At 45.1% G+C, this 19,082-nt stretch carries 25 protein-coding genes; 23 read left to right on the top strand and 2 right to left on the bottom strand.

Translation table 11 applies throughout. The annotated features are described in order from the left end of the window. The first annotated feature begins 15 nt into the window (after positions 1 to 15). The 17 genes from fadH to rok all read left to right on the top strand — a co-directional run bounded on the left by fadH (position 16) and on the right by rok (position 13,024). Positions 16 to 780, top strand: coding sequence for a 2,4-dienoyl-CoA reductase (gene fadH / locus H2R00_RS07480; protein WP_154995948.1), 765 nt, complete (start codon positions 16 to 18; stop codon positions 778 to 780). 68 nt (positions 781 to 848) lie between these two features. After that, positions 849 to 2,069, top strand: a complete 1,221-nt coding sequence (locus tag H2R00_RS07475; protein WP_182070754.1) for an EAL domain-containing protein — start codon at positions 849 to 851, stop codon at positions 2,067 to 2,069. Between the two features lie 110 nt (positions 2,070 to 2,179). Further along, positions 2,180 to 2,806, top strand: a complete 627-nt coding sequence (locus H2R00_RS07470) for a DUF3993 domain-containing protein (protein WP_182070753.1) — start codon at positions 2,180 to 2,182, stop codon at positions 2,804 to 2,806. 460 nt (positions 2,807 to 3,266) lie between these two features. Further along, positions 3,267 to 3,509 carry a YkuJ family protein gene (locus H2R00_RS07465; protein ID WP_043927448.1) on the top strand — a complete coding sequence of 81 codons (243 nt, stop codon included), beginning with the start codon at positions 3,267 to 3,269 and terminating at the stop codon, positions 3,507 to 3,509. Positions 3,510 to 3,727: 218 nt separating this feature from the next. Next, a complete protein-coding gene (locus H2R00_RS07460) occupies positions 3,728 to 4,246 on the top strand; it encodes a ribonuclease H-like YkuK family protein (RefSeq protein ID WP_020451199.1) in 519 nt (172 codons plus the stop codon). Positions 4,247 to 4,384: 138 nt separating this feature from the next. Further along, entirely contained in the window at positions 4,385 to 4,564 is a 180-nt protein-coding gene (gene abbA, locus H2R00_RS07455; protein ID WP_003181305.1) for an antirepressor AbbA, read from the top strand. A gap of 180 nt (positions 4,565 to 4,744) precedes the next feature. Next, positions 4,745 to 5,188, top strand: coding sequence for a cyclic-di-AMP-binding protein CbpB (cbpB, locus tag H2R00_RS07450; protein WP_003181307.1), 444 nt, complete (start codon positions 4,745 to 4,747; stop codon positions 5,186 to 5,188). 142 nt (positions 5,189 to 5,330) lie between these two features. Further along, entirely contained in the window at positions 5,331 to 6,206 is an 876-nt protein-coding gene (locus H2R00_RS07445) for a transcriptional regulator CcpC (protein ID WP_154995940.1), read from the top strand. Between the two features lie 136 nt (positions 6,207 to 6,342). Continuing rightward, on the top strand, positions 6,343 to 6,822 hold the full coding sequence (locus H2R00_RS07440) for a flavodoxin (RefSeq protein ID WP_182070752.1): 480 nt from the start codon (positions 6,343 to 6,345) through the stop codon (positions 6,820 to 6,822). Then, positions 6,812 to 7,705 (top strand): WD40/YVTN/BNR-like repeat-containing protein, encoded by an 894-nt coding sequence (locus H2R00_RS07435; protein WP_182070751.1) that lies wholly within the window; start codon positions 6,812 to 6,814, stop codon positions 7,703 to 7,705. The genes H2R00_RS07440 and H2R00_RS07435 overlap by 11 nt, the downstream gene beginning before the upstream one ends. Positions 7,706 to 7,734: 29 nt before the next feature. Continuing rightward, the gene (locus H2R00_RS07430) at positions 7,735 to 8,187 is read left to right on the top strand and encodes a flavodoxin (RefSeq protein ID WP_182070750.1); all 453 of its coding nucleotides are present in this window, start codon (positions 7,735 to 7,737) and stop codon (positions 8,185 to 8,187) included. Positions 8,188 to 8,292: 105 nt separating this feature from the next. Then, positions 8,293 to 9,003: a 2,3,4,5-tetrahydropyridine-2,6-dicarboxylate N-acetyltransferase gene (gene dapD / locus H2R00_RS07425; RefSeq protein ID WP_003181319.1), complete on the top strand. Its 711-nt coding sequence runs from the start codon at positions 8,293 to 8,295 to the stop codon at positions 9,001 to 9,003. Between the two features lie 69 nt (positions 9,004 to 9,072). Then, positions 9,073 to 10,197: an N-acetyldiaminopimelate deacetylase gene (locus H2R00_RS07420; protein WP_154995932.1), complete on the top strand. Its 1,125-nt coding sequence runs from the start codon at positions 9,073 to 9,075 to the stop codon at positions 10,195 to 10,197. Between the two features lie 62 nt (positions 10,198 to 10,259). Then, positions 10,260 to 10,505 carry a YkuS family protein gene (locus tag H2R00_RS07415; RefSeq protein ID WP_003181323.1) on the top strand — a complete coding sequence of 82 codons (246 nt, stop codon included), beginning with the start codon at positions 10,260 to 10,262 and terminating at the stop codon, positions 10,503 to 10,505. Positions 10,506 to 10,799: 294 nt separating this feature from the next. Next, the gene (gene ahpA / locus H2R00_RS07410) at positions 10,800 to 11,342 is read left to right on the top strand and encodes a biofilm-specific peroxidase AhpA (RefSeq protein WP_003181325.1); all 543 of its coding nucleotides are present in this window, start codon (positions 10,800 to 10,802) and stop codon (positions 11,340 to 11,342) included. 89 nt (positions 11,343 to 11,431) lie between these two features. Further along, a complete protein-coding gene (locus H2R00_RS07405; RefSeq protein WP_154995930.1) occupies positions 11,432 to 11,890 on the top strand; it encodes a TlpA family protein disulfide reductase in 459 nt (152 codons plus the stop codon). Between the two features lie 546 nt (positions 11,891 to 12,436). Then, positions 12,437 to 13,024: a transcriptional regulator Rok gene (rok, locus tag H2R00_RS07400; protein WP_020451209.1), complete on the top strand. Its 588-nt coding sequence runs from the start codon at positions 12,437 to 12,439 to the stop codon at positions 13,022 to 13,024. A 144-nt stretch (positions 13,025 to 13,168) separates the two neighbouring features. Here rok and H2R00_RS07395 read toward each other — a convergent pair whose 3' ends face one another. After that, positions 13,169 to 14,125 (bottom strand): coiled-coil domain-containing protein, encoded by a 957-nt coding sequence (locus H2R00_RS07395; protein WP_182070749.1) that lies wholly within the window; start codon positions 14,123 to 14,125, stop codon positions 13,169 to 13,171. Between the two features lie 152 nt (positions 14,126 to 14,277). Between H2R00_RS07395 and H2R00_RS07390 the strand changes: the two genes are divergently transcribed. The 6 genes from H2R00_RS07390 to moaD all read left to right on the top strand — a co-directional run bounded on the left by H2R00_RS07390 (position 14,278) and on the right by moaD (position 18,492). After that, positions 14,278 to 14,865 carry a molybdenum cofactor guanylyltransferase gene (locus H2R00_RS07390; RefSeq protein WP_182070748.1) on the top strand — a complete coding sequence of 196 codons (588 nt, stop codon included), beginning with the start codon at positions 14,278 to 14,280 and terminating at the stop codon, positions 14,863 to 14,865. Positions 14,866 to 14,970: 105 nt separating this feature from the next. Beyond that, entirely contained in the window at positions 14,971 to 15,984 is a 1,014-nt protein-coding gene (locus H2R00_RS07385; RefSeq protein ID WP_220462698.1) for a molybdopterin-synthase adenylyltransferase MoeB, read from the top strand. Positions 15,985 to 16,002: 18 nt separating this feature from the next. Next, positions 16,003 to 17,295, top strand: coding sequence for a molybdopterin molybdotransferase MoeA (locus H2R00_RS07380; protein ID WP_182070746.1), 1,293 nt, complete (start codon positions 16,003 to 16,005; stop codon positions 17,293 to 17,295). Continuing rightward, the gene (gene mobB, locus H2R00_RS07375) at positions 17,262 to 17,789 is read left to right on the top strand and encodes a molybdopterin-guanine dinucleotide biosynthesis protein B (protein WP_154995919.1); all 528 of its coding nucleotides are present in this window, start codon (positions 17,262 to 17,264) and stop codon (positions 17,787 to 17,789) included. The genes H2R00_RS07380 and mobB overlap by 34 nt, the downstream gene beginning before the upstream one ends. After that, positions 17,768 to 18,262: a molybdenum cofactor biosynthesis protein MoaE gene (locus tag H2R00_RS07370; protein WP_182070745.1), complete on the top strand. Its 495-nt coding sequence runs from the start codon at positions 17,768 to 17,770 to the stop codon at positions 18,260 to 18,262. Before mobB ends, H2R00_RS07370 begins: the two co-directional genes overlap by 22 nt. After that, a complete protein-coding gene (gene moaD, locus H2R00_RS07365) occupies positions 18,259 to 18,492 on the top strand; it encodes a molybdopterin converting factor subunit 1 (RefSeq protein WP_154995915.1) in 234 nt (77 codons plus the stop codon). The genes H2R00_RS07370 and moaD overlap by 4 nt, the downstream gene beginning before the upstream one ends. A 31-nt stretch (positions 18,493 to 18,523) precedes the next feature. Here the strand turns inward: moaD and H2R00_RS07360 are convergent, their stop codons facing one another. Then, positions 18,524 to 18,901, bottom strand: coding sequence for a Rok-like winged helix domain-containing protein (locus H2R00_RS07360; protein ID WP_154995913.1), 378 nt, complete (start codon positions 18,899 to 18,901; stop codon positions 18,524 to 18,526). Positions 18,902 to 19,082 lie beyond the last annotated feature (181 nt).

Here is a 19,082-nt window from a genome sequence, read left to right as displayed (position 1 = left end):
ACGAGGGGGATGGATATGGACAGAAAAGTTGTAATCGTGACCGGCGGGTCGAACGGAATGGGAAAAGCGATCGCCAAAAAGCAGGCTGAAGAAGGCTGGAATGTAATGATTACGGGCAGAACACAAGAAACACTTGAAGCGGCCAAAGAAGAAATTGAAACATTTGCGGGACAGGTGGCCATATGCCGGATGGATGTCCGGTCTGTTGAAGATGTGGAACAGATGATCACAGAGACGGCAGGACGCTTTGGCACGATCGACGCTTTGGTTAACAATGCCGCAGGCAATTTTATCTGCCCTGCTGAAAAACTGTCGGTTAACGGCTGGAAGGCGGTCATCGATATCGTGCTGAACGGGACATTTTATTGCAGCCAGGCGGCCGGCCGCTACTGGATCAAGGAAAAGAAACGCGGCCAGATTTTAAATATGGTCGCGACATATGCATGGGGCGCTGGTGCTGGTGTCGTTCATTCCGCGGCGGCAAAAGCAGGTGTGCTGTCGCTGACAAGGACGCTTGCCGTTGAGTGGGGAAGTGCATACGGGATTAGGTGCAATGCCATCGCGCCCGGTCCGATCGAGAGGACGGGCGGAGCCGAAAAATTGTTTGAATCAGAAGAAGCCGCGCGCGCGACAATTAAAAGCGTTCCGCTCAAAAGGCTGGGCACCCCTGAAGAAATTGCGGGACTCGCCGCATTTTTGCTTTCTGAACAGGCGGGATATGTCAATGGGGAGTGTGTGACGATGGATGGCGGTCAGTGGCTGAATCCCCGTCCGTTTTAAGATTTCAAATTCAAAGGTGTGAGCCGGTATGGTATAATCAGACAAAGATTAGAAGCAGGTGATATGCCATGTTGGATCCACTCGATATTTTAACGAACATTGAAGATGTCATTCCTTACTATCAGCCGATCTTCAGTGCTGAAGAACAAAAGGTGATCGGCTATGAAGTGTTGGGGCGTATCAAGGTAGAATCTGAAGTGAAGAGTCTCGGGCCGTTTTTTTCTGATCCGACAATTCCGGAAGAATACAAGAAAGAGGTTGACCTCAAGGTGATCCGCCAGGCACTTGATCATTTTCTGGACAGCGGGCGCGACCTGCTCATCTTCGTCAATCAAGATGCAAATGTGCTGATGATGGATCACGGTGAATCGTTCCTCGACCTGTTGATGGAATATCAGGATAAAGGGCTCGAGCTCAGCCGTTTCGTTATCGAAATCACGGAGCAAAAGTTTGAAGGGGATATTGAACAGCTGCATCATTTGCTGACCTATTACCGTACATACGGAATTAAAGTCGCTGTTGATAATATTGGAAAGGAAAGCAGCAATCTCGACAGAATCGCTCTTCTTTCCCCGGATTTGTTAAAGATTGACCTTCAGCCGCTCAAGCTGTCTTCTCCTTCGCCTTCCTATGAATATGTGCTGTACAGCATATCGCTCCTTGCCAGAAAAATTGGAGCCGCTTTGCTTTACGAAGATATTGAGGCGAGCTTTCAGCTGCAATACGCATGGAGAAACGGAGGCCGATATTTTCAGGGGCAGTATCTTGAGCTGCCTAAGGATGAATTTATCGAACGGGATGTAATAAAGGACCGGCTGCAGGCCGAGTTTCACCAGTTTATCACGCATGAGAAGAAGAAGCTAACCATTCTGTACGACCACTCTGAGCAGTTTTACAAACGGATTCATCAGCTTGTCACATCGCTAAAGAAAACAGCTCAGTCAGACGATGAGTTTCTCTTCAATCTCGGAAAAGAACTGACAGATTGCAGCTTTAGAATTTACATGTGCGATGAAGACGGTATTCAGCTGACGAAAAACGTATTTAAACATGACGGAGCATGGATATTTCAGCCTGAATACATCGGGAAAAACTGGAGCTGGCGCCCTTATTTTCTCGAGAATATCATGAGGATGAGAACGATGAGAAAAGGGTTTTTCAGCGATTTGTACAGCGATATCGAAACGGGGGAAATGATCAGAACGTTTTCCTATCCGATGGATGAAGAATTGTATCTGTTCATTGACCTGTCCTATTCATATTTATACGAACAAGACGGATTAATTTAAGCGGCGGCCATTCGCCGCTTTTTCTTTTGGAAAAAATGAATCCCGAGAGGTTTGTTTCGCGTATATAAAGGAAAATGTGAAAATATATATGCTAAAAAGGGGCGGATCATATGAAGAACGTTCGGTCATCCTTACTGTGCACGGTTTTGACTGTGACTTTTGTATTCCTCTGTGCGGATTTTGCCGAAGCCGGAGAAAAACCGACAAGAGCGTCGTTATTTGAGACCCTTCAATCCGTATCAGACGTCCATCTTCAGCTGACCGAAAAGGAAAGAACAAAAACAGACATGATATCCCTCTTGGAGCCTTATATGGAACACGCCATGGCAGCGAAGTATGTAGAGGCGAACGCCTTTCCCGAACAAGCGGGGTGGATTTTTTACGGGACAGACGCGCCTGAAATTGCAATCCCTTTCTTCAGCTATGATGAAGACACAAAAGTGGCGGAAAAAGACGGGAGCTATACCGTATATGAATGTGTTGGAGATCAAAACGGCGGTCCTGTTTCATATCAAAAAAATTATCAGACGGTGACGCTGAAGAATATCGGAGGCAGCTTCAAAGTAACGGATATCGGTCAATCTGATACAAAACCGGCTGGAAAAGAAATGATGTTCGAACAACCGGATGAGAAAGAAACAAGCTCGAGTTTTGCGGATAACAAGGAAGCAGACCAGGCTGTATTCCCGCTTTTTGTCATCGATGTTAACTGGACATTGGCCGGATTTTTCAGCTAAAAAAAGAATTTAAAGAAAACCATTGACAATGATACTGATAATCATTATCATTTAATTATAGAGAGATGAACCTCTCTGTTCCCCAACCCCTCTATCAGATCAAGATTTTAAAAAACTTGGCGCTGCCCCCGCCAAGTTTTTTATTTGCATGGAATCCCGCACTTCAAATAGCCGCGGGATTTTTGGGCTTTAGGCACGGGAAAAGGAATAAGACAATCTTGTTGCTCCATAAATCTAAATTGGTGGTTAAAATAGGCTCCTCTGCAGTCAAAAAAATATTTTTCATGTATGACATGAAAAAAGAAAACTCAAACTATGAAAAAGCGGTTTTTCTTTTTCATGATCAAAAAGGAAAAATGTCATCGGCTGATACTTTGTGGTATGATGCATTGTAGAACTTGTATTATAATTAATACTTGTTGATCCTGAAGTTGTTTTTTTGAAAGGAGTCTTTTTTAGAATGTCACAATTAATGGGTATCATCACGAGACTGCAGAGCCTGCAAGAGACTGCGGAGGCTGCCGGAGAACCGACGCAGCGCAATTTTGAAGTAAACGGAGAAAAAATTTGCAGCGTAAAATATTTTGAAAAAAACCAAACATTTGAGCTGACAGTTTTTCAAAAAGGTGATAAGCCTACTACATTTCCGTTTGATAACATCGATATGATTTCAATCGAAATCTTTGAACTGCTTCAGCAATAGGAGGATATGGCATGAAAGCTTTTCCAAGCGTTATTTGTCCGCATTGCAAAACAACCGAGCATATGGATCAAGTTCTGACAGCCCAGTCCAATCAGAATGTAATTTACAGATGTGGGAGCTGCGGGTTCAGCTTGAAAAATATACCGACTAAAAAAGGATAGCAGACAGACGAATCGTTCCATCTTCGGTGCGGATCAAAAATGAAAAGGGGCATTCCAATGGCTGATTCTTTTCTTTTTTACAATCTTTCTGAAGATCAAATGACATTTCCTGAAGTGATCGGGAGACTGAAGGCGTTCATACGCCAAGATCCGCGGGCTAGCTACCTGCTGTCCGTCGGAACAGACTCGCAGATCCATCAGAACTGCACAAAGTTTATCACCGCTATCCATTTGCACCGCAAAGGCAAAGGAGCGTGGGGCTGTCTGAAAAACACGGTTGTCAACAGACCGATACATAGCCTCAGGGAGAAAATATCGCTTGAAACAGCTTACAGCCAAGAGATTGCCGCATATCTTTTAAATGATTATTTTAATGAAATCATGGATCTGCTTCTTCCGTTTACAGACGAGGGAGCAGATTTAACCCTTGAAGTTCACTTGGATATCGGAAAAAAAGGAATGACAAAGGATTTAATCCAGGAAATGACGGGCCGGATCACTTCGATGGGGATCTGCGCCAAAATTAAACCTGACTCCTATACAGCTTCAAGCTATGCAAACCGGTATACAAAATAATTGTTTGAAAGAAAATCGAACAGATGTCGAAATGTGCGGTTGACGTTTGATTTGCAATTTCATATTCTAGCCCTATAGAAACTAGAGAGAACATATCGTTTCTGACTCTAGCTAAATCAATTAGGGGGCTGGTTAAGAATGGAACGCTTTTCAGAAGAAGAGAGAAAACTGTTGCTGAACGTACTTTTGGACCATGAGTATGCCGTAGAGCTACTAAGCAGTGAGATCAATGATATAGAAACGGGTACAAAAAATGTGGATAGCCTGACATATAAGAAACTGGTTACCTTATACGACCGTGTCCGGTCTGAAAATTAGGTCAGATTATATCAATTGATACTCATTAGAGTATCTTTTTTGTTTCCTAAAAGGATATTGAATGATAAACTGACCTTGAAAGAAAGGAAAGTTTTCGACAAATATTGATACTGTTTATATTATTGTAGTATAGGGAAATTATGCGTTGATGGATTAAAGCTGAAAAGGAGTCGAAAAATCATGATTAGTTTGCAATCAGATGAACTTCTTGAAACGACAGTAGGTCAGTTTATGATCGATGCTGATAAAGTAGCTCATGTTCAAGTCGGAAACAATCTGGAACATGCCCTTCTCGTTTTGACAAAAACCGGATATACCGCGATCCCTGTACTTGACGCTTCTTTCCGTTTGCACGGATTAATCGGAACGAATATGATCATGGATAAAATCTTCGGCTTGGAACGAATCGAATTTGAGAAGCTTGACAAGATTCATGTTGAAGAAGTTATGTTGACAGACATCCCCCGCTTGAAAATTGACGACCCGATCTTGAAAGGGTTCGGACTGGTCATTAACAACGCGTTTGTATGTGTCGAAAATGAAGAGCAGGTTTTCGAAGGCATTTTTACAAGGCGTGTCGTATTAAAACAGCTGAATAAGCATTTAAGGACGTTGAATAAATAGGCGCGACAGCGGCCTATTTTTTATTTGCAGAGCTACATCCAACCCTCCGCACATACCCCGAAGCCTGACTTCCCGCTTGATTAAAAAACAGCCGTTTGATTAAATGTATGATAAGAAAAACTTATTGGAATGAGGAATGTCCATGCAGCTTCAAGAGCTTCACATGCTTGTCGTTCTGGCGGAAGAATTAAATATGCGGAAAGCGGCTGAACGCCTGTTTGTTTCCCAGCCGGCTTTGTCCCAGCGGCTGCAAACCATTGAGAAATCATGGGGAACGAAAATTTTTTTAAGATCGCAAAAAGGGCTGACTGTAACGTCTGCCGGAGAAAAAATCATCCAGTTTGCAAAAGATGTGACATTGGAACAGGAAAAAGTGAGAGAGAATATAGATGAGCTGGAGGGCGAGATTCACGGTACGCTCAAATTGGCGGCGGCTTCGATCATCGGGCAGCATTGGCTTCCGAACGTTCTGAAAACCTACGTCAAACAATATCCAAATGTGAAAATTTCCCTCATCACCGGCTGGAGCAGCGAAATGCTGAAAAGCCTCTACGAAGACCATGTTCATATCGGCATTATCAGAGGAAACCCGGAATGGAAAGGGCCGAAGCACTACTTGATGCGGGACGAATTGTACCTTGTCGATACAGAGATCCGAAACATTGAGGACATTGCCAAAACGGAACGGCCGTTCATCCAGTTCAAAAGCGACAGCACGTACTATCAGGAAATTCAGCACTGGTGGCACCAAAAGTTCAAAACATCGCCGAAACAAACCATTATTGTCGACCAAATTGAAACATGCAAACAGATGGCTTTCCACGGAATCGGTTATGCGATCCTTCCATCGGTAACGCTTCACGGAAGCGCGAGCCATGTTCATCAAATCCCTTTGCTTGACGCTAAAGGAAAAGCAATCGGCAGAGATACGTGGCTGCTCGGTTATGAGCCGGCTTTCCAGCTGAAGCAAGTACAGGCGTTTGTAGAGGTTGTGAAAGAATGTACGGCAATGGAATAAGAATAAACACTAGAAAGGCAGGACTCCAAAAAGGAGACTGCTTTTTTTGTATGATTTATTGACATTGATAATCATTATCATTTAAAGTGTATCTATATAATAATGAAAATCATTATCAATTATAGAGGTGATTCTGTTGTCTAAAGCATTGATTGCATATGCCAGCATGTCAGGCAATACGGAGGATATCGCGATGATCATCAAAGATACATTGCGAGAGAACGGTTTTGATGTCGCAATTCAGGAAATGGATGATGTCGATACCGACTCATTGGCTGAATATGATCTTTTTTTAATCGGCACCTACACATGGGGGGACGGGGATCTTCCTTATGAAGCGGAATCGTTTTACGAAGAGGTCTCTTCGCTTGACCTTAAAGGAAAGAAAGCGGCATGCTTCGGATCCGGCGATTATGCGTACCCCCGGTTTTGCGAAGCGGTCAACACGTTTTACAGCATGCTTGAACGAACCGGCGCTGATCTTTATCGAGAGACCCTGAAAATAGAGCTTGCCCCTGAAACGGATGAAGATGCCGAATGCTGCAAGGAATTTGCCGAAGGCTTTATAAGATGGGCAGAGCAGCAAAAACGGCAGGCTGAGACCCATGTTTCATAAAGGTGCAACGGCCGTTGCTTCGGCAAAGCATTCCGGTTACTTTGTCGCCATCAAGCGGGAAGGTATTTTTCACTATTCACTTGAGCAAGGCTGGAAAAAGCTCTTTCAATTAAAAAGCAAAATCTGTTCCATCACCTATATCGGCGATTATTTGTTCGGCGTAGGGGAGAGGGGAACGATTATCAGATCGTCAGACCAAGGTGCAACCTGGTCAATCTCAAGCTTTCCGACAAACGCCACGATTTGGTCGATCACAGGGAGAACAGACGGCTTCGTATGTGCACATGGGAAGCATTGCATTTACATATCGGAGGATTTCGGCGTTTCATGGAAAATCGTCAAGCCGTTTTCCGGTTTGAGTCATCCGCCCGTTATTCGCTCTCTGTGCCTCCATGAAGAGCGCCTTTACATCGGGACGCAGATTCATGAAGTGCACGGCGGTGTTTGGGCATACGATTTTGCATCAGAGTCGGCTTTTATGATCAAAAAAGAAACCGGCCGCATGACCGCCTCGATGATCGCATTTGAAGGCGAATGGCTGGTATGTGCGATGGGGTCCAAAAAGGGAAATCACGGTGCCGTCGATTTGGTCAACATTCACACAAATGATGAAATACAAATCAGGCAGGGCCTTGTTGAGCATGAAGAATCTTTCCTGGATGTGTCCGAAGACAACGGAATCATCTATGTCACATCGGCGCAAGACCGAGACGGCTTTTCAAGAATTTATCAGCTTGATTTCTATGAAAGGGAGCTGAAATGGTTTGACACGATTAAAGGGCATGGGTTCAGAGTGGCCAATCAAAAGGAGAACTTCTTTTGCGCAGGTCTTTATGAATGCAAATTTGTCAGACCTTATGAACAGCCTGCTGCAGCCCACTGATTTTATAGCGTTTTATAGGAGGAATAACGATGGGGAAAGTTTTGCTGGTTTATGCAAGCATGTCTGGAAATACAGAGGCGATGGCCGATTTAATTGAGAAAGGCCTTCTTGAGGGCGGGGCTGAAGTGGACCGCCATGAAGCGATGGATGTAGATGCGGCGCTCTTTAACGATTATCAGCACATGATATTTGGCGCCTATACATGGGGCGACGGGGAACTTCCAGATGAGTTTTTAGATATTTACGATGATATGGAAGGGATGGATTTCACAGGCAAGACGTTTGCCGTTTTCGGGTCCGGAGATACTTCTTACGAGCATTTTTGCGGTGCCGTCGACATTCTTGAGGACAAAATCACAGAGCTTGGCGGAGACGTGTTGCTTTCGTCCGTTAAAATCGAAATGAATCCGGAGGATGAAGAAGAAGATATGCTGCTTGCATTCGGCAGGGATTTTGCAAAGAAATGTGAAGTTCCGGCATGACATTTGATAAAAAAGGAAACGGGACGCCCCTTTCCTTTTTTTCTTGTTTTTAAATCTTTCCTTTGATACAGTAATGAGGAGAAAAAGAGAAGGAGGACTTACATAATGAAAATGATGGATGCAAATGAGATTATCTCATTTATTCAAAATAGTAAGAAATCAACACCTGTTAAAGTGTATGTGAAAGGCGACCTTGAAGGAATTGACTTCGGCGCTTCAGCCAAGCCTTTTATTACAGGCAATACAGGGGTTGTATTCGGAGAATGGGCGGAGATTCAAGCTGCGCTCGAAGCAAACAAAGGCAAAATTGAAGACTATGTCATCGAAAACGACCGCCGCAATTCGGCGATCCCAACGCTCGATTTGAAAAATATTAAAGCGCGCATCGAGCCGGGGGCGATCATCCGCGATCAAGTGGAAATCGGCGATAACGCCGTCATCATGATGGGAGCTTCCATCAACATCGGCTCTGTGATCGGAGAAGGAACGATGATCGATATGAATGTCGTGCTGGGCGGACGAGCTACCGTCGGCAAAAACTGCCACATCGGAGCCGGTTCCGTGCTTGCCGGTGTCATTGAGCCTCCTTCAGCAAAACCTGTCGTTATTGAAGACGATGTCGTTATCGGTGCAAACGCCGTCGTACTTGAAGGCGTGACTGTCGGAAAAGGAGCCGTTGTTGCTGCCGGCGCGATCGTTGTGGAAGATGTTGAGCCTTACACAGTAGTCGCGGGAACGCCTGCGAAAAAAATCAAAGACATCGATGAAAAAACAAAAGGCAAAACAGAAATCAAACAGGAATTGCGCCAGCTTTAAGAAGCGGCAGCGAAAAGTGCGTGGATGTGACAATCCACGCATTTTCATATCGCCGGGGAGGTTAGAAAGATGAAATTGGACGAATTAGCAGCGATTCGCAGAGAGCTGCACCAAATTCCTGAACTCGGTTTTCAGGAATATAAGACACAGGCTTATCTTTTGAACCACTTAGCAAAGCATCCGGAAGACCGGATTGAAATTGAAAAGTGGAGAACCGGACTGTTTGTAAAGGTTAAAGGGACAGCCCCTGAAAAGATTTTGGCGTACAGGGCAGATATGGACGGGCTCTCTATTCGGGAAGATACCGGATACCCTTTTTCTTCCGTTCATCAGGACAGGATGCATGCGTGCGGGCATGATTTCCACATGACGATCGCCCTCGGCATCATCGATCATTTCGTCAGCCACCCGGTTAAACAAGATCTGCTGTTTTTGTTCCAGCCGGCTGAAGAAGGACCGGGCGGCGCTGAGCCGATGCTTGAAAGTGACTTGTTTAAAAAGTGGGAGCCGAGCATGATCACAGCGCTACACATCGCACCTGAGCTCCCGGTCGGAACGATCGGAACGAAAAGCGGGCTGCTCTTTGCCAATACGTCAGAGCTCGTAATCGAACTTGAAGGAAAGGGCGGGCATGCAGCATATCCCCACCTTGCAGAAGATATGGTGGTCGCCGCCAGTTCGCTCGTTACGCAAATGCAGTCGATCGTAGCCAGGAATGTCGATCCGCTGGACAGTGCTGTCATTACCATCGGGACGATTACAGGCGGATCGGCACAAAACATTATCGCTCAGGAAGCAAGGCTTGAAGGGACGATCAGGACGCTGTCCCCAGCGTCAATGGAACAGGTAAAGAAAAGGATCGAGGCCATGGTGAGAGGCCTGGAAACGGCTTATCAATGCAGCGGTAAAGTCAGCTATCCTGCAGCATATTATCAGGTCTACAATTCAAGCGGTTTAGTCGAAGACTTTATGCAGTTCGTTTCTGAAAACGGCCTTGCAGAGGTCGTCCGTTCAAAAGAAGCGATGACAGGGGAGGACTTCGGCTATATGCTGAAAAAGTATCCGGGCTTCATGTTTTGGCTTGGCGTCGATTCACCTTACGGACTTCACCATGCCAAACTGCAGCCGAAAGAGGAAGCGCTTGAGACGGCAGTCCGTGTCATGACCGCTTATTTTTCTTCCAAAGCCAATTAGATCAAGCGGCTGGTATAAAAAATCGGCAAAAGTGGCATCTTAATTGGTGGAGGTGTTTCTTCATGTCGAAAAAAATCGGAATCGAACAATCTCTTTCTGATGTCGAGGCTGCTTTGAAGGAAAAAGGGTATGAGGTTGTAACGATGAAAACCGAAGACGATGCAAAAGGATGCGACTGCTGCGTTGTCACCGGTCTGGACACTGACATGCTCGGGATTTCAGATACGATGACCGGAGCATCTGTCATCCAGGCGACTGGTTTAACTGCCGATGAAATCTGTCAGCAGGTTGAGCAAAAACTTCAGTAATAGACATAAAACCGAAGTTCCAGCTTCGGTTTTAACTTGTTTTTCCAAAAAAACGTCTACTGCGTGTTAAACGGTTGTTTCCTCATCCGACGGCATGTTACACTTTTTTAAAGGCTTATAAAAGAACAGCCGCTAATTTAAATTTATTATCAATTAATATTGACTAAAAATATGGTAAGTATTATAATGAATTATGTATGTGATGTTATTAACTAAATGAGAATTTAATATTTAAATTCTCATTTTGATATGGGTAACAGAACCCAAAAATCACAATTGGAGGGATACATAAAAATGGCAGAACGCATGGTAGGTAAACAAGCGCCGCGCTTTGAAATGGAAGCGGTTCTTGCAAACAAAGAATTCGGAAAAGTAAGCCTTGAAGAAAACATGAAAAATGATAAATGGACAGTTCTATTCTTCTATCCAATGGACTTCACTTTCGTGTGTCCGACAGAAATTACAGCAATGTCTGACCGCTATGACGAGTTTGAAGACCTTGATGCAGAAGTTATCGGCGTTTCAACTGACACCATCCACACTCACTTGGCATGGATTAACACAGACCGCAAAGATAACGGTCTCGGCCAGCTGAAATACCCGCTTGCTGCCGACACAAACCATGAAGTATCCCGTGAATACGGCGTACTGATTGAAGAAGAAGGTGTTGCGCTTCGCGGATTGTTCATCATTAATCCAGAAGGCGAACTTCAATATCAAACAGTGTTCCATAACAACATCGGCCGTGATGTAGACGAAACATTGCGCGTGCTCCAAGCGCTGCAAACAGGCGGTCTTTGCCCTGCAAACTGGAAACCGGGACAAGCTACCCTTTAATTTTTATTCTTAGATAAGAAATCAGATTGGAAAGGTCTAACATTTGTTAGACCTTTTTAATCGACAAAAATGACAATGGAGGAAAAAACATGAAATTACGTCAGCCGATGCCGGAACTGACCGGCGCAAAAGAGTGGTTAAACGGAGAAGTGACAAAAGAGCAGCTTATCGGAGAAAAGCCGACATTAATTCATTTTTGGTCCATCAGCTGCCACTTGTGCAAAGAGGCGATGCCGCAAGTCAATGAATTCCGCGACCGCTACAGTGATAAACTAAACGTGGTGGCCGTGCATATGCCGCGTTCAGAAGACGATTTAGACCTGAACAAAATCAAAGAGGTTGCCGCTGAACATGATATCACTCAACCTATTTTTGTTGACAGCGACCATAAGCTGACTGACGCTTTCGAAAATGAATATGTCCCTGCTTATTACGTATTTGATAAAACAGGCCAGCTTCGCCATTTTCAAGCTGGAGGCAGCGGAATGAAAATGCTCGAAAAACGTGTGAACCGCGTTCTTGCCGAAACAGAACAGTCTGCTGACTAAAGATGAAAAGCCCCGTTTTCATGGGGTTTTTTATTTGTTCAGTCTCCCAATCACAAAAAAACAAAAAAAATTTCCTCTATCCGCCTCTTTTGACAAATAGATCATTTGACACTGTTTATTTCATTTGATGAGTCTTATAGCCTGTTTTTGTTTCAGGAGCATTTCTGGCTTTCCCCGTGCATAAAAGATTGCAAATTCGACAAGTGAAATCTGGCAATTTTGAATATTCTGGATTTATAAGCCGGAATAATCATTGATATCTCACACTTTCCATCATGATTAAACAGTGGATTCTATTCCTAAATTATGTTTCAGGGAAAAGTAATTTTCTAGGTTCCTTCATTATTTACCATTTTTCGACAATGTCTTTAGAGTAGGCCGAAATGCTTCAAAAACTCCTCAGGCTTCAAGTTTTTCGGAAATTTAGTTCTATTTTCTTAACGGAAATCAACAGTAGAAAAACGAAAAAATAGTTGATAAAATTAGTTTGGTAATCTAATATTTTTATTGGAAGGTTTATTTATCTGATAGGAGGGTATAAACGGTATGTTTAACGAGAGGGAAGCATTGCGTTTAAGATTAGAGCAGCTGAATGAGGCTGAAGTTAAGGTGATTAGGGAGTATCAAATTGAGCGGGATAACATATATGCAAAGCTGCGTGAATTGGATCGTCCATCCAGCTTTAATGATACAAAAAAAGATTTTCGCCCAGAGCGTAAAACTGAATCTCTTCCTGTTTTAGCTGAATTAGCTGCGCAGGAGATGAAGAGCTACCAGCAGCAGCAACAGCAGCCGCAAGCATCTCAAAAAAACCAGCAGCAGACTTCTCCGCAAACCTCCTCACTGCCTGCCGGAATTCCAGATGGAACGACAAGGCGCAGAAGGGGTACAGCACGTCCAGGCTCAAAAGCTGCAAAACTGCGTGAAGCGGCGATTAAAACATTAAAACGCCATAATGCGGCCATTAAAAGCTCCGAACTTCAAAAGGAAATCGAAAAAGAGAGCGGACTTGAGATCCCTAATATGACAACCTTTATGCAAAGCCTGATTAAAATGTACCCGGAAGTCAAAAAACCATACCGCGGTCAATATATATTAGAGGGTGAGATTTCTACTGAGACAGAGCAGCAATAGGTCAAACCCTTGCTTTTCCAGATAGCGTTTCCATTTTGCGGAAACATAAAGGCGGCCGCTTTAAACGCGCCGCCCAATCAACTGCTTGAGACAATCGACTCAAGCGGTTTTTTATAAAATCCAAATTATTCCTTAAAGTGGTATTCAATTTAAAGGTTTTGTTTCTTTGTCTTTCCGTTTGATTTGATAGACCCATTTTTGTGGGGGTGTTTCTTCTTTCGTCTGTTTTTTCCACTCTGTTATTTTCTGATCCATTTTCGTATCATTTTGTTTGATGGCGCTCAATTGTTGTTGGAGCTGATCGACTTGCTCTGTAACAGTTTGAAGCACCGCTTCGATCTGTTCTGACCGTTCAAAGACCTCCTCGTTTTGTTCAAGCGTTTTCTCCGTCTGCTGAAATGTATCAATATCGGCAAAATGAGAAGCGATCCACTTATCACTTTCATCGAGTTGCCTTTTATAAGATAGAATCGTTTCGTAAAACAGCGCCTCTTTCGTTTTTTCAGCTTCTAAAAGGCGGCTTTTCGTTTCTGTCACCCGCTCTTTTAATACCGCGACATCTGTTTCGATTTGTTTGAGCTGAAGACTTTTAGCGTGAAGTTCGTCTTTCAGGCGGGCATTTTCATGGGCAGCGTTTTTGAGCTCCTGCTCCTTTTTTTCCCTCAGCGTTTTTTCTCTTTCTGCATGAAGCTTTTCGTATTCTATCTGGCTATGTAAGCTTTTCTTCTCCTCTTCGGCTTTTACATTTGTTAAATGAAGGCGGTGCTTTTCTTCTATCTCTTGTTTTCTTGCATAGGTTTCTTTTTGAAGGAGCTCCTGAAGGACAACGATTTTACCCAGCAGTTCGCTTTTTATCCGGTTGAGCGTTTCGGCCGACTCGTCTTCCTTGTTTGCCGAGACCCGCTCCAGTTCGATTGACAGCTGCTGAAGCTGCTGTTTCATGGTTGCGTTTTCCCGGCTGAGCTTATGATTTTTCTGATGAAAATAGCTTGCTTCAAGCTCGTGTATCAATTGATGTGATCTTGCCAGCTCCGCCTTTAAAAAAAGGTTTTCCTGTGATAAATCATGAAAATAAGGCAGCGAACCCGATGTTTTTTTCATGGTGACCAGCCCCCTATACATGTTACAACTACAATATGCATAAATGAAACCCGCCATGCCTCTTGAAAAAGAGATTTTACAGACTTGTTCGGATTTCTAAAGTTTTGCTATGATGTTCGCAGACAGGAACACGTGAAGGAAGGTTGAGCTGCATGAAAGAAATACATGTCATATTATCAGGGGGACTTTCGCGCCGTTTTGGGGAACCGAAGGCGTTTGCCCGCTGGAAAGGTAAGCCGCTTTATCAATGGTGCAAACAGGCGCTGGGAGACGACGTCCTGATATTGAGCCGTCCGGGCCTGACGGAGCGGTTTATAGAACTCGGGGAAAAAGCGGTGCTGGAAGATCTCGAACCGTTCAGAGGGAAAGGGCCGCTTGCCGGTATGTACACAGCCATGGAGCGGACGGAAGGGGAATGCTATATTTTTTCGGCTTGTGATACCCCGCTTGTCCGGAAGGAGACCATCTCGGCTTTAAAACGGCAGATGACACCGGCGGATGACGCCGTCGTGCCGGTTGCAGACGGAAGGACGCAGCCGCTTATTGCCGTCTACCACAGAAGGGTGAAATCCGTCCTCCTCGAACAGCTTCAGCAGAACGAACTGAAGATCAGCAGTTTTCTCGACCGCATTCGCGTCAAGTACATTGAAGCAGAAGCGGTCGGGGCAGAGCCGCGGGAATTTATAAATGTCAATAAAAAGTCGGATTTAGATAAAATAGAACCGTTCTTTCCGGGATGAAATATTTTATCATAGATTGCAAGGGTTTTTCGGAAGGTGTTTTTCAAAAGACAGCAGACTGAAAAATGGTATGATATAGAAAAGGAAGTAAAGGGGATCATCCTGATGCATGAACGGTATTCAAGACAAATCAGATATCAAAACATCGGACAGGCGGGTCAGGACAGAATCAGGCAGAGCCATGTTTTGATCGTCGGAGCCGGGGCGCTTGGCACGTCAGCTGCTGAAGGGCTTGTGCGCGCAGGCATCGGTACACTGTCTATTATAGACCGCGATTATGTGGAATGGAGCAACTTGCAAAGGCAGCAGCTCTATACAGAGAAAGACGCGGAGGAAAGGCTTCCGAAAGCGGCAGCTGCAAAAGACCGTCTTTCCCAGATCAATCGCGGTGTTGAGCTTCGTACATATGTTGCAGACGGCACCGTTGAAACACTCAGACCGCTAATCGAAGAGGCGGATGCTGTCATCGATGCAACGGATAACTTTGAGACCCGCATGATCATCAATGACCTTGCGCAGGAGACGGGCACTCCGTGGGTTTATGGCGCTTGTGTCAGCAGTCAGGGCATGTATATGACGATTATTCCTAAAAAAACGCCGTGCCTTGCCTGCCTGTTTGAAGATGTTCCGATTGGCGGGGCTACATGCGACACGTCGGGGATTATTTCGCCGGCCGTTCAAATGGTGTCGGCTTATCAGCAAGCTGAAATTTTAAAAATCTTAACGGGCCAGCAAGAAGCGCTGCAAACCGCTTTTGTCACCTTTGATTTATGGGCTAATACCCACTATCGAATGCAGATCGGCCGCAATGAGAAATGCCCTTCGTGCGGAGAAACGCCGGTTTATCCTTTTCTCAGCGACATGAGCCAAAAGAAAGCCGACGTGCTGTGCGGAAGAGAGACCGTCCAAATTCGCAGCGATATGTTAAAACGGCTGCCTAAAGAGGAGCTCATGAAAAAGCTTTCGGGCATCGGAAAAGTGGATGCCAATGATTATTTGCTGCATGTACAATATGAGACATTCAGAATCGTTATATTTAACGATGGAAGAGCCCTTGTACACGGCACAAATGATATAAAAGAAGCCAACTCCATATTGGCGAGAGTGATCGGAATGTAACAACAGGAGGTTTTTTTAATGATTGAAAAAAGAACGCCCATTCCAGTTTTTGAAGCCGCTGCGCGTGTTTCTCGGCACCAGAAGCAGGGAGATACAGAGTGGATTCATCTTGAGGAGAGTCTCCATAGATTTTTAGCCGAAGATGTCAAGGCTGATCATGATGTACCCGCTTTTGACCGTTCGCCCTACGACGGCTTTGCTGTCCGAGCCTGCGATACCGCCGGTGCTTCGCGGGAAAATCCGCTGCAATTTGAGGTGGTTGATCACATTGGAGCCGGAGCCGTATCGGGTAAAAAGCTCGGCCCTTTTCAAGCCGTCAGAATTATGACGGGAGCGCAGATTCCGGAGGGCGCTGATGCGGTAGTCATGCTTGAGCTGACAAAAACCTTCTCAGAAGACGGTAAAAACTATATGGTGTTGAAGCGCACACTGCAGCCGGGAGAAAATATATCAAAAACCGGAGAAGATGCGAGAAAAGGATCGGTTCTTGTGAAGAAAGGAACCCGGATAACGCCGGGTGTTGTCGCTTTGCTTGCAACATTCGGATATGCAGCGGTTCCTGCAGTCAAAAAGCCTGTGGTAGGCATCATTGCCACCGGGACGGAGCTTCTGAATGTCAGCGATCCTCTCGTTCCCGGAAAAATCCGCAACAGCAATGCAGGCATGGCGGCCGCTCAGGTTGAAGAGGCAGGCGGAAAACCCCTTTATTTAGGAAAGATTTCTGATCAATTTGACGAAAGCTTTGCAGCGGTGGAAAAAGCTTTGGACAAGGTGGATTTTCTGATTACGACCGGAGGGGTATCCGTAGGGGACTTTGATTTTCTGCCGGCAATTTACGAAAAGCTGGGTGCCGAGGTTCTGTTTAATAAAGTGGCGATGCGTCCGGGAAGTGTAACGACTGTCGCTCAATTAAACGGCAAATTGCTGTTTGGGCTGTCAGGGAACCCGTCAGCCTGCTTCGTTGGATTCGAGCTGTTCGTCAAGCCGTCCCTGCGCACCTGGTTGCAACATCCGAAGCCGTATTCTTTATGTGCAGAAGCTGTTTTAACCAAGGATTTTCCAAAACCTAATCCGTTTACAAGGTTTGTCCGCTCGTTTGTATCGATTAAAGACGGCACGCTTCATGCGGAGCCTGTCGGTCTGGATAAATCGAGCGCCGTAACGTCTCTGGCAGATGCCAATGCCCTGATGGTTTTGCCGGGCGGAACGAGAGGCTATGAAGCCGGGGCAGGAGTGCATGTTCTTTTATACCGGGATGAGAACGGAAGTGAACAGCTGTGGCCGCACATTTTCCAATCCTCCAGATCGTAGGGTACCAAAACAGCGGCAAAACGACGTTCGTTGAAAAACTGGCGGAAAAGCTCGATCAGCTCGGCGTCAAGGTTGGCTGCCTGAAACATCACGGACATGGAGGAGAACCGGATGCTTTTGCCGAAGGAAAGGATTCCGACCGCTTTTTTCGGGCTGGGGCGGCTGCGTCCGGTGTCGAAGGAGCAGGCGTTTTTCAGCTGACGGCGCGCGGCGAGTGGACGCTTGACCAACTGATTGCCGCTTACGGTGTTTTAGCAGTTGAATGTCTTCTCATCGAAGGATTTAAACATGCGCCGTATCAAAAAGTTGTCATGATCAGAAACGAAGCGGACTGCCAGCTCTTAAAGGAATTGGATGGCATCATCGCCGTCATTTATCAGCAGAGCGAGCCGAAAACGGATGTTCCATCCTTTCATATTGAAGACCCGAGTGCCGTGGCTTTTATTCTGAAACATCTAAAGGAGGAAGGCATTTGTCTGAACGATTTGTCATAACAAAAGAGCCGATTGTCATCGAAGATGTCGTCAAAAAAGTTGAAAGAAGGGAAGCCGGTGCCATTACGACGTTTATCGGAACAGTGAGAGAATGGACCAATGGAAAAAAGACCCTCTATCTCGAATATGAAGCCTATGTTCCGATGGCGGTCAGCATGCTCGCTCAGATCGGGAAAGAAATCAATGAAAAATGGCCTGGTACAGCTGCAGCGATTACCCATCGCATCGGCAGGCTGGACATTTCTGATGCGGCCGTTGTCATCGCCGTGTCGTCGCCTCACCGGAAAGCGGCGTATGAAGCGAACGAATATGCGATCGAAAGGATAAAGCAAATCGTCCCGATTTGGAAAAAAGAACATTGGGAGGACGGCGAGACTTGGATCGGCGACCAGCTTGAGACAACTGAATACCCGGAAGGGAAACCAGATATGGAAGCAGCGGCTTCCGGCAGAAAAAGAGGTGCTGACCATTGATTAAAATTTTGCTGTTTGCCCAGCTTGCGGAACAAGCGGGGACGCAGAGCATCGATATAGATGAAGAAAAGACGACAACAGACGATATCAGACAGTTTTTAAAAGAAACTTACAATCTTCAGGGGACGGACCGGGCGATGATCGCTGTGAACGAAGTGTACAGAAGAGGAAACAGTGAGGTCAAGTCGGGAGATACGGTTGCTCTTATTCCCCCGGTCAGCGGAGGATGAGAACGGTCGGTCGGTTCAGGCATAGAGCCTGTCACCGACCGACGTTTTTTTTAGAGCCGTTTTCAAGATAAAGAAAACAGCCGCGCCGTTCTTTCGAAATGTTTGGTTCTAATTTTTGAATCAGGTCATAAAGCTCACTAATACGGTGAACGTTAAAATTGGTTCTTTCTTTCAGTTTCATTTTCAGTTCTTTTGTCGTTACAATTTTTCCTTTTTGCTGTTTAATAATGTCTACGCAATGTGCTGCATAATACTCTTTATTGGAACGTCTATGTCGCTGGATTTGTCTGTCAAGTTCTCCTAACCTTGCATAAATCCCTTCGCGTTCTTTCCGGAAGTCCTTCCAGATTTTTTGTTCCAATTCACCTAAGAGGAGAAGCTGTTTTTTTAAAGCCTCTCTTTTCGACATTGCAATCAACTCCGTCATTCATAATTTGATAACATTTTCTATTATTTTACATCATCTTCCTTCATTCATCAAAAAATTTCCTTTGACATTGAAAAACTATTTTTTATCGGCTGTCACATTTTAAACAGGCTTTATTTCAAACGGAAGAAGGGGGAAAACTCCATAATAAGTCTGAATTTTT

This window comes from Bacillus haynesii (assembly GCF_014042035.1).
In the GTDB taxonomy this organism is placed as follows: Bacteria; Bacillota; Bacilli; order Bacillales; family Bacillaceae; genus Bacillus; species Bacillus haynesii.
The sequence above is the reverse complement of the archived record's forward strand: the minus strand, read 5'-3'. Positions and strand labels throughout refer to the sequence as shown.